Origin of the sequence: Mycobacterium sp. UM_Kg27 (assembly GCF_000972905.1) — a bacterium.
Classification (GTDB): domain Bacteria; phylum Actinomycetota; class Actinomycetes; order Mycobacteriales; family Mycobacteriaceae; genus Mycobacterium.
The window spans coordinates 1-10,500 of record NZ_JRMM01000143.1 but is presented as its reverse complement, the minus strand read 5'-3'; the positions used below and the strand labels follow the sequence as shown (position 1 = coordinate 10,500).

The window sequence follows — 10,500 nt, the reverse complement described above, 5'->3', positions numbered from 1 at the left end:
CAGATGTGTATAAGAGACAGAGCGGATTTCGGTGCATACACCGCGGCTCGATGCGCTCCCATGGCGTTGTTGATCGCCTGGGCCTCGGCCAGATCGCCGATCTTGGTTCCGGTGGCGTGTGCGTTGATGTGGTCGATATCCGTCGGTGCCAGGCCCGCGAGATCGATCGCTCGGGCGATCGCGCAACCCGCGCGTTCGCCCCGCGGGTCGGGCGCCACAATGTGGTAGCCGTCGGAGGTGATACCGGCGCCCATCAGCCGGGCGAGAATGGTTGCGCCACGCGCCTTTGCATGCTCAAGAGTCTCGATGACCATCAACGCGCCGGCCTCGCCGAACACGAACCCGCTGCGGTCGGCATCGAATGGCCGGCACGCGCCGGCCGGGTCGTCGTTGTGGGTGGACAACACGATGCGCATTGCGGCGAATCCCGCGATGGGGACCGCTTCGATCTTGGTCTCGACTCCGCCGCAGATCGCGATGTCGGCCTCGTCGTAGACGATGTTCCGCCAGGCCTGCGCGATACCTTCGGCGCCGGAAGCACACGCCGAGATCGGGGTGAAAACCCCCGCTTTGGCGCCACGCTCCAGGCCCACGGCAGCGGCGGCCGCGTTGGGCATGTACTTCTGCACTCCCAGCGGCGAGACCGACTTCATACCCCGTTCCACCATGCCTTGGTAGCCCCAGACCAGTTCTTCCGGCGAGCCGAGACCGGTGCCGATCGACACCAGCAATCGGCGCGGATCCACCTCCGGCAAGCCGGCATTCGCCCAGACCCGGCGACCCAGGACCACCGCCATTTTCTGCAGGTAGGACAGCCGGTGCAGTTCCTTGCGGTTCAACTCGTGGTCGAAGTCCTCGAGCAGATGCCCACCGATACGCACCGGGAGGTCGAACCGCTCGACGAAGGGGTCGTCGAGCTTACGAATGCCGCTCTGCCCGTCCAGCAGTCTCTTCCAGGTGTCCTCGGCGTCCGTTGCCAGCGCAGTCGTCATCGCGACACCGGTGACCACGACCTCGGGAAGGCCACTCCCAGTGCAGAGCCGAGTCATTCGGGCCATGTCCGCGCCTCGCTTCCAGCGACGCTATTTGGTCAGGATGAACTGCCCGACATTGCTGATTCCTCTGCGGAAGAGGTCAGCACAGCCGGTCAGATAGCGCAGGTAGCGCTCGTACACTTCCTCTGACTGGATGGCGATGGCGCGTTCGCGGTTGCGCCGCAGATTGTCCGCCCACATGTCCAGGGTCCGGATGTAGTGCTCCGGCATCAAAAAGGCGTCCTGAATACGGAATCCGGCGCCTTGCGAGTATTCGTAGATGTCGTCGCGCCCCGCCATCTCCCCACCGGGAAAGATCTCCTTGCCGAGGAATCGGACGAAACGCAGATCGCTCATCGTCACCTTGATGCCATGCTCACGCCAGTAGGTCTGCGGGTAGGTGAATATGCTGTGGAACACCATTCGACCGTCGTCGGGCAGCATGTCGTAGGCGCGTTCGAAGAACGCGGCGTAGCGGGCCTTCTTGAACGCGTCGAACGCCTCGATGGTGAAGATCCGATCAACCTTCTCGTCGAACTCTTCCCAACCCTGCAGCCGCGCCTCCGCACGACGCTGGGTACCGATCCTTGCCAACGTGGCCGCGCTGCGCGCGCAGTGGTTGCGACTGAGCGTGATTCCGATGACGTTGACGTCGAACTTCGTCACCGCCCGGACCAGCCCCGCCCCCCACCCACAGCCGACGTCCAACACCGTCATCCCCGGCTCGAGGTTGAGCTTGCGCAATACCAAGTCATACTTGGCGTTCTGCGCCTCCTCCAGCGTCATGTCGTCGCGCTCGAAGTACGCACAGGTGTAGGCCATCGTCGGATCGAGGAACAGCCCGAAGAAGTCGTCGGAGATGTCATATGCCGCTTGAGACTCTTCGTAGTACGGCCTGAGATCAGTCATCGGTGTCACCATGTCCTCCGAATCTCTTATGCCACTGGCTTTTCCATCGTGAACTGGCAGACGTCGGTGTAACCGTCACGGAACAGTTCCCGGCAGCCCTTCAGGTACTTCAGAAACGTTTCGTAGGTCTGCTCGCCTTTGAGCTCGACCGCCTGGTCTTTGTGCGCTTCGAGTGCCTTGGCCCAGGTGTCCAACGTGCGTACATAGTTCGACCCGATCAACTGATGGCGAGTGATCGAAAAGCCGCAGCGGGTGGCGTGCTCGTCGACGATCGAGATCTGCGGCAAGCGGCCCCCGGGATAGATCTCGGTCAGGATGAAATGGATGAAGCGCAGCAGCGACATCGTCTTTTTCAGTCCCCGCCGCTCGCCCTCTTCGGCGGTGGGCACCACAATGGAATGCAGCAGCATCACGCCGTCGTCGGGCAACACACGGTGGCACATGGTGAAGAAATCGTCGTAGCGCTCGTAGGTGCCGACGCCGTCGGCGAAGTGCTCAAAGGCGCCGAGCGACACGATGCGATCCACCGGTTCGTCGAATTCCTCCCAGCCCAGCAACCGCACCTGTTTGCGGCGCGGACTGTCCATCTCAGCTAATTTCTGTTCGCAATGAACCACCTGGTTTTCGCTGAGTGTCAGCCCGATGACGTTGACGTCGTACCTCTCGACGGCTCGCCGCATGGTGGATCCCCAACCGCAACCGATGTCGAGCAGTGTCATCCCGGGCCGCAGTCCCAACTTGCCCAATGCCAGGTCCACCTTGGCCATCTGAGCCTGTTCGAGCGTCATGTCCTCGCGCTCGAAATAGGCGCAGCTGTAGGTCATGGTCGGATCCAGCCAGAGCCGGAAGAACTCGTTGGATCGGTCGTAGTGCGACCGGATGTGATCGATATCCGGAATCAGCTCAACGTCGCTCATCTGTTCCTCCGCTGCACAAAGCGACTTCAGGGGCGCACGTCATATCGACGACGCGGCAACCGACACCGCCGACCCGCACCGGCCGACCGGACACACGTGTTCCCGCAGAGCCGGGCCATCAAACACGGCGGCCGATCCGGCTGGGAGACGGGCGAATACGCGCCGTCGCACCGGCGGAAATTGTCGGACGGGTCAAAAACGACTAGCTGGTCCCGAGCGGGTCGATCGTGGCCGCGACGTAGAGCATCACCGTCGCCGCGGTCGTCATGGTCGCGAAGTCCAGACCCCGGTCGCGTAGCACCAGCAGCCCGGCCCGGTCCTCGGACAGCACCAGGCGCAGCGCGGCTGCCACCCCGGTGCCGATCCCGATCAGCAACGCGCCACGCCGCCAGAAGTTCGCGCCGGCCAGCACGAATGCCGCTGTGAAGATCAGCCCGACCAGCAGGATCGGCCACTGCGCGGCGATCACCCGACGGACATCGACGAGCTTCACAGCGTGCTCTCGACTCTTTCCACGACGTTGGTCAGCAGGAACGCCCGGGTCAGCGGACCCACCCCGCCGGGATTGGGCGACACGTGGCCCGCCACCTCCCACACGTCGGGATGTACGTCGCCGACCAGCCCGGCGTCGGTACGCGACACCCCTACGTCGACGACGGCCGCCCCCGGCCGCACCATGTCGGCGGTGAGCATGTGCGGCACCCCGACCGCGGCGACGATGATGTCGGCCTGGCGGGTCAGCTCCGCAAGATCGCGGGTCCCGGTGTGGCACAGCGTGACGGTGGCATTCTCCGACCGGCGCGTCAGCAGCAGTCCCAGCGGCCGCCCGACCGTCACCCCACGTCCGATCACCACGACGTGGGCGCCGGCGATCGGCACGTCATAGCGGCGCAGCAGGTGCACGATGCCGCGCGGGGTGCACGGCAGCGCCGCCGGGGTGCCCAGCACCAGCCGACCCAGGTTGGTCGGATGCAGCCCGTCGGCGTCCTTCGCCGGGTCGACGCGCTCGAGTGCGGCGTTCTCGTCCAGCTGCTTGGGCAGCGGCAGCTGCACGATGTAGCCGGTGCACTCGTCGTTGGCGTTCAGCTCGTCGATGGTGTCGTTGAGCTGGGCCGGACTGCAGTCGGCGGGCAGGTCGCGACGGATCGAGGTGATGCCGACCTTTGCGCAGTCGGCGTGCTTGCCGCGCACGTAGGCATGCGACCCGGGGTCGTCCCCGACCAGAATGGTGCCCAGACCGGGCGTGCGGCCGGCGGCGGACAACGCCGCCACCCGTGCCTGAAGGTCGACGAAGATCTCGTCGCGCGTGGCCTTGCCGTCCAACGTAATCGCACCCACGCCGGACATTGTGGCATGTAGCCGCTGAGTTCCGGCCTGTTGGAGGCGACGGCACGGATCTTCCCAGTGCGCACGGCGACTATTCGCCGGGCGCCGATTGTAGGCTCCCGCTATGCCCGTTCCCGAGCCCGTCCCCGACGTCTTCAGTCCCGCCAAACTCGGCCCGATCACCTTGCGCAACCGGATCATCAAGGCTGCGACGTTCGAGAACCGCACGCCTGGCGCGCTGGCCTCCGACGATCTCATTGAGTATCACCGGCTGCCGGCCGCCGGCGGCGTGGGCATGACCACCGTGGCCTACTGCGCGGTCTCCCAGGGTGGCCGCACCTCCAACGACGGGCTGTGGATGCGCCCGGAGGCGGTCGCCGGGCTGCGTCGGCTCACTGATGCGGTGCACGCCGAGGGGGCCCTGGTCAGCGCCCAGATCGGTCACGCCGGACCGGTCGCCGACGCGCGCTCCAACAAGGCCCGTGCCCTGGCCCCGGTGCGATTCTTCAACCCGATCGGCATGCGTTTCGCCAAGAAGGCCACCCGCGACGACATCGACCAGGTCATCGCCCAGCACGCCGACGCCGCACGCTACGCCGTGGATGCCGGGTTCGACGCCGTGGAGATCCATCTCGGCCACAACTACCTGGCGAGTTCGTTCCTTTCTCCGCTGATCAACCGCCGCTCCGACGAGTTCGGCGGGTCGCTGGCCAACCGGGCCAAGGTGGCCCGCGGCATCGTGGCGGCCGTGCATAAGGCGGTGGGCGGACAGATCGCGGTGACGGCCAAACTGAACATGGCCGACGGGGTCCGCGGCGGTATCAGCCTCGATGAGTCGCTGACCACCGCGAAGTGGCTGCAGGACGACGGCGGCCTGGACGCGTTGGAACTCACGGCGGGCAGCTCGCTGGTCAACCCGATGTACCTGTTCCGCGGGGACGCCCCGGTGAAGGAATTCGCGAGCGTCTTCCCCCCGCCGTTGAGCTGGGGCATGCGGATGACCGGCAAGAAGTTCCTGCGCGAATACCCCTATACCGACGCCTATCTGCTGGACAGTGCGCGACTTTTCCGCGCGGAACTGTCGCTGCCGCTGATCCTGTTGGGCGGCATCACCAACCGCGCCACGATGGATCAGGCGATGGCCGAGGGATTCGAGTTCGTCGCGATGGCCCGGGCATTGCTCGCCGAGCCGGACCTGGTCAACCGGATCGCGGAGGAGTCGACGACGCTGTCGGAGTGCACGCACTGCAACCAGTGCATGCCGACGATCTACCGGCGCACGCACTGCGTCGTTACGGGCGCACCGGACCTAACTCGCTAGAGTTGACGACAATGAGTCACCCAGCCCCGCCGGTGCTGACCGTCCGCCATGACGGGTCACAAGGCACGTTCTCCGCAGGCCACGACGTGGTCATCGGACGCGACCTGCGGGCTGACGTCCGCATCCCGCATCCGCTGGTCTCGCGCGCTCACCTACTGCTGCGCTTCGAGCAGGGCAGGTGGTTGGGGATCGACAACGGCTCTTTGAACGGCATTTATGTCAACGGCCAGCGGGTGCCCGTCGTCGAAATCCGCGACGGACAGGCCGTCAACCTCGGCAACCCGGACGGGCCGCGGGTCTCCTTTGAGGTGGGACGCCACCAGGGCCAGGCCGGTCGGCCGCCGCAGACCGTCTCGATCCAGGTACCGCAGCCCGGTATCGCACGCCCGGCCCGGCCGCCTCAGCCCTCGGGTTGGCCGGCGCCGCCCGAACCCGCGCCGTATGCAGATCCGCGGTCGGCCGGGCACCCCGGTGTGCAGCAGCAGTCCTACCGGCCGCCGACCGGTCCAGCACCCTATTCCGCGCCGCCCGCTCCGCACCGGCCGCCGGCATATCAGTCCGCTTCGCCCAGCCCGGCCCCCGAGGCGGCACTGCGTCCCGGGTATCAACCGCCCGCAGCGCCGGTGGCGCCCGCCGAGGTTTTCCCCCCGCGCCAGCCCGCCACCCGGATGGCACCGGTGTCGGCGACGCCGCCCGAAGTCGGCAATATCGCCACCCGCATGATTGACATCCTGAGGCCGTCGTCGGCGTCAGCACCCAACGCGCCGGCCGGAGCACTGACCATCGGCCGCGCCACCGACAACGATGTCGTGATCTCCGACGTGCTGGCCTCCCGTCACCACGCCATGCTGATCCCGACGCCGCTGGGCACCGAGATCCGCGACAGCCGAAGCATCAACGGCACGTTCGTCAACGGTGTCCGCATCGGATCGGCGATCCTGTCCGAGGGCGACATCGTCACTATCGGTAACGTCGACCTGGAGTTTCACGGCGGCACCCTGGTGCGTCGCACCGATGCCACCCCCGGCAGCGGCGGCCTTGAAGTGCGCGATGTCTGCTTCGACGTCGAGGGCGGCAAGCGGCTGCTCAACAACATCTCCCTGAATGCCCGGCCGGGCACCCTCACCGCAATCATCGGTGGCTCGGGTGCGGGCAAGACCACGTTGGCCCGGCTGATCGCCGGCTACACCAGCCCCAGTTCCGGCACCACCCTCTTCGAGGGGCACAACATCCACGCCGACTACGCCTCGCTGCGCAGCAGAATCGGGATGGTCCCCCAGGACGACGTGGTACACCGCCAGCTGACGGTCAACCAGGCGCTCGGCTACGCAGCCGAGCTACGGTTGCCGCCCGACAGCAGCCAAGCCGACCGCGATCAGGCGGTCGCTCGGGTGCTCGAGGAACTGGAGATGACCAAGCACGCCGAGACACGGGTGGACAAGCTCTCCGGCGGTCAGCGCAAACGCGCCTCGGTGGCGTTGGAACTGCTGACCGGGCCCTCGTTGTTGCTGCTCGACGAACCGACATCAGGCCTGGACCCGGCACTGGACCGCCAGGTCATGCTGATGCTGCGCGGCCTGGCCGACGCCGGTCGCGTGGTCATGGTGGTCACCCACTCGGTGGCCTACCTCGATGTCTGCGACCAGATACTGTTGCTCGCCCCCGGCGGCAAGATGGCCTACTGCGGCCCGCCCAAAGAAGTCTTCCCGGCCATGGGCGCCGAAAACTGGGCCGACATCTTCGCCAACGTCGGTGCCGATCCCGACGAAGCCAACCGGCGCTTCCTGGAGCGCGAGGGCGGCCAGCGGTCCTCGGCGTCGGTGGCCGAGACGCCACCCGCCGATCTCGGAAAGCCGGCGGCCACCAGCCTGCTCAAACAGCTCTCGACGATCGCGCGCCGCCAGATCCGGCTGATCGTCTCCGACCGTGGCTACTCGATCTTCCTGGCCCTGCTGCCGTTCATCGTGGGTATTTTGTCGCTGACCGTCGAAGGCAGCCATGGACTGGGCGTACCGGCCCCCGATGCGCCCACCGAACCGCGGTACATCATGGTGCTGCTCAACATCGGCGCTGTTTTCATGGGGACAGCGCTGACCATCCGCGACCTGATCGGCGAACGCCCGATCTTCCGAAGAGAGCAGGCCGTCGGGCTGTCGACGGTGGCCTACCTGCTGGCCAAGATCGCGGTGTTCTGCGTATTCGCCACGATCCAGGCCGCCATCGCCACCACGATCGTGGTGGTGGGCAAGGGCGGCCCCGCGCGTGACGCACTGCTGTTCGGCAGCGTGAACTTCGAGCTGTTCCTCGGGGTGGCCGGCACCTGCGTGGCCTCGGCGATTCTCGGTTTGGCCCTGTCGGCGTTCGCGCAGTCCAACGAGCAGATCATGCCGATGCTGGTGGTGTCGATCATGTCGCAGCTGGTGCTGTCCAGCGGAATGATCCCGGTCGGCGGCCGGACCGGGCTCGACCAGTTGTCCTGGCTCACCCCGGCACGCTGGGGGTACGCGGCGGGCGGGTCGACCGTCGACTTCAACACCCTGATGAACGCGCCGCAGATTCCCAAAGACCGGCTCTGGGACCACACCAAGGGCATCTGGCTGCTCGACATGGGCATGCTGGCGCTGCTGTCGGTGTGCTACACCGTGCTGGTGTGGTGGAAGATCCGGCTCAAGCGCTAGCGGGCTTCGTTTGGGTTGGCGTCACTCCGGTGCGTCGCTCAAGCCTGCGGCGCCAGCGTGGACAACGCGTATTCGCTGATCGCGATGAGGGCGTCGCGGGCCGAGCGGGGGTCGCGCGCGTCGACGGCGATCACCGGGATGTGTTCGGCCAGCGCCAGGGCCTTGCGCACCGCGGCGACCGGATAACGCGGCGCGCCGTCGAACTCGTTGACCGCGATCAGGAAAGGCAGATTGCGGTGTTCGAAGAAGTCCACCGCGGCGAAGCTGTCCTGCAGCCGGCGGCAGTCGACCAGGATGATCGCACCGATCGCGCCACGCACCAGGTCGTCCCACATGAACCAGAACCGGCGCTGGCCCGGCGTACCGAACAGGTAGAGCACCAAGTCGTCGGCCAGCGTGATGCGACCGAAGTCCATCGCCACCGTGGTGGTCCGCTTGTCCGGGGTGGCCTCCAGGGCGTCGACTCCGGCCGAAGCATCAGTGACCAGCGCTTCGGTCCGTAACGGCATGATCTCCGAGACCGTGCCGACGAACGTGGTCTTGCCGACCCCGAACCCGCCGGCGATGACGATCTTCGTCGAGGCAGCGTCTCGCGGAGCCGGCCTATCCCAGGACCTGTCCGAGGGCCTATCCGAGCGCGCGTAGGCCACGAAGGGTCCTTCCTATCAGGTCTCGGCGTTCGTCCCGGCTGGACGCCTCGGTCAGTGTGGCACGCACCCGAAGGTATCCCGACGTGACCAGATCACCCACCAGCACCCGCGCGACGCCCAACGGCAGGTTCAGTCGGGCAGAGATCTCGGCGACCGACGGCGCCCCCTGACACAGTTCGACGATCCGCCCCCGCGGATCGCTGATCGGCCATTGGTTGGGCTGGGCCGCTCGCAGGGTCTGCACCGGGGCCTCCAGCGGCAACGGCACGTCGGTGTGGGTTCGACCGGCGGTCAGCGTGTACGGCCGGACCAAATTGGCCTCAGTTTCCGGGTTCTCTAGGGCCTCTGGGCCCTCCGGCGTCTGCGGCCGCGACCAACGCTCGGGGATTTCCATCACCATTCACCGGCACCTCACGAGTGGCCGCCCCGCGACGGCGCCGACCGGCGCGCCGATGAGACCACCGCTCCGACTCGTTCCACCAGAACCGCCATCTCGTAGCCGATCTGGCCGATGTCGCACGACGCGCTCGCCAACGTCGCCAGATGCGAGCCGTCGCCGACGCGCATCAGCAGCAGGTAGCCGTGTTCCATCTCCACCACCGACTGCAGTACCCGGCCTCCTTCGAACAACTGCGACGCCCCGGTCGCCAGGCTGGCCAGCCCGGAGGCCACCGCCGCAAGCTGATCGGCCCGCTCAGTGGGCAGGTGCTCACTGGCCGCCACCGTCAGACCGTCGACCGACACCAGCACCGCGTGCGACACCCCGGGCACCTCGCGGGCGAAATTGGATACCAGCCAGTCCAGCGAGCTTTCGGCGGTACGGCGCTGCGCGGTGGGATCGGTTGGGAAAGTCATGACTGGTTCTGTCCCTGGTCAGTGTCGAGGCCATTTTCCCCGCCCTTTTCCGGGCCCGTGTCCAGGCCGGTTTCCCGGGCATGCGACCGCGCGGCGTGCACTCCGCCGAAGTGACGGCTGATCGACGTGCGGATCGCCGCGGGATCCCGTTCCACTGGCTCGTGGACGGGCTGAGGCGGTACGCCGTTGGATGTTACCGGCTGTTCTGCCTCGCCCGGATCGGGTGCGCCGGCATGGGGGCCGTACTCCGCCTCCGGCGGCCCCTCTGCCGCGGCTGAGCCGGGCACCAGCCGGGCGCCGGGCTCGCGGACCGGAAGGCCGTGTTCGGTGTGGGCGACCACCGGCACGTTTTCCACTTCGGCGGCTACCGACCAGCCGCGGTCCCAGACCGACTGCCAGTCCAGGTCGGCGCGCAGGCCGGGTTCGTTGGGGTCGATGCCCACCGACTCCGAGAGCATCCGCTGATAGATCGAGTCGGTCTCGGTGGCGGGCTCGGGCTCGGGCTCGGGGGCAGGGGTGCCGGCCCGGGCACGCGCGGCGAAATACCCTGACGTATCAGCGGGCGCGAACTTCTCGACCACCGGTGCGGGTGCCCGGTGCGGGTTCGGGGCCGGCGCGTCCGACTGCCCTGCACCCTGATCCTCAGCTTCCCACCACGGTTGCGGCAGCTCGCGGCGTACTCGCTCGGGGGCGGTCGGCGGCTGCGCCGGTTGTTCGGCGGGCACGCCGGTGATACCGCTGGATCCCGGGGTACGTCGCGGCAGCAGCGAGACGACGGGACCGGGCTCGGCACTGTCTCTTATACACATC

10 protein-coding genes and 1 pseudogene are annotated in these 10,500 nt (G+C 67.1%); 2 read left to right on the top strand and 9 right to left on the bottom strand.

What is annotated here, in order from left to right:
* The 5 genes from LI94_RS18060 to LI94_RS18040 form a co-directional block, all read right to left on the bottom strand.
* Positions 1-1,049 (bottom strand): KasA/KasB family beta-ketoacyl-ACP synthase (locus LI94_RS18060; RefSeq protein WP_052739968.1); only part of this gene is annotated, 1,049 nt, incomplete at its 3' end.
* A gap of 33 nt (positions 1,050-1,082) precedes the next feature.
* Positions 1,083-1,943, bottom strand: coding sequence for a cyclopropane mycolic acid synthase family methyltransferase (locus LI94_RS18055; protein ID WP_024441987.1), 861 nt, complete (start codon positions 1,941-1,943; stop codon positions 1,083-1,085).
* Between the two features lie 26 nt (positions 1,944-1,969).
* A complete protein-coding gene (locus LI94_RS18050) occupies positions 1,970-2,860 on the bottom strand; it encodes a cyclopropane mycolic acid synthase family methyltransferase (protein ID WP_046302055.1) in 891 nt (296 codons plus the stop codon).
* 202 nt (positions 2,861-3,062) lie between these two features.
* Positions 3,063-3,353 carry a DUF3017 domain-containing protein gene (locus LI94_RS18045; protein WP_024441989.1) on the bottom strand — a complete coding sequence of 97 codons (291 nt, stop codon included), beginning with the start codon at positions 3,351-3,353 and terminating at the stop codon, positions 3,063-3,065.
* Positions 3,350-4,198, bottom strand: a complete 849-nt coding sequence (locus LI94_RS18040) for a bifunctional methylenetetrahydrofolate dehydrogenase/methenyltetrahydrofolate cyclohydrolase (protein WP_024441990.1) — start codon at positions 4,196-4,198, stop codon at positions 3,350-3,352. The genes LI94_RS18045 and LI94_RS18040 overlap by 4 nt, the downstream gene beginning before the upstream one ends.
* A gap of 112 nt (positions 4,199-4,310) precedes the next feature.
* Between LI94_RS18040 and LI94_RS18035 the strand changes: the two genes are divergently transcribed.
* A complete protein-coding gene (locus tag LI94_RS18035) occupies positions 4,311-5,507 on the top strand; it encodes an NADH:flavin oxidoreductase (RefSeq protein WP_046302054.1) in 1,197 nt (398 codons plus the stop codon).
* A gap of 11 nt (positions 5,508-5,518) precedes the next feature.
* Positions 5,519-8,185, top strand: coding sequence for an FHA domain-containing protein (locus LI94_RS18030; protein ID WP_036457624.1), 2,667 nt, complete (start codon positions 5,519-5,521; stop codon positions 8,183-8,185).
* A gap of 38 nt (positions 8,186-8,223) precedes the next feature.
* Here the strand turns inward: LI94_RS18030 and LI94_RS18025 are convergent, their stop codons facing one another.
* The 4 genes and pseudogenes from LI94_RS18025 to LI94_RS23925 all read right to left on the bottom strand — a co-directional run.
* Positions 8,224-8,757 carry an ATP/GTP-binding protein gene (locus tag LI94_RS18025; protein ID WP_046302057.1) on the bottom strand — a complete coding sequence of 178 codons (534 nt, stop codon included), beginning with the start codon at positions 8,755-8,757 and terminating at the stop codon, positions 8,224-8,226.
* A 55-nt stretch (positions 8,758-8,812) separates the two neighbouring features.
* Positions 8,813-9,229 carry a DUF742 domain-containing protein gene (locus tag LI94_RS18020; RefSeq protein WP_082105809.1) on the bottom strand — a complete coding sequence of 139 codons (417 nt, stop codon included), beginning with the start codon at positions 9,227-9,229 and terminating at the stop codon, positions 8,813-8,815.
* 17 nt (positions 9,230-9,246) lie between these two features.
* Positions 9,247-9,690, bottom strand: coding sequence for a roadblock/LC7 domain-containing protein (locus LI94_RS18015; RefSeq protein ID WP_024441995.1), 444 nt, complete (start codon positions 9,688-9,690; stop codon positions 9,247-9,249).
* Positions 9,687-10,500: pseudogene (locus LI94_RS23925) on the bottom strand (ATP-binding protein); the annotation flags it as partial. The pseudogene LI94_RS23925 and the gene LI94_RS18015, both read right to left, overlap by 4 nt.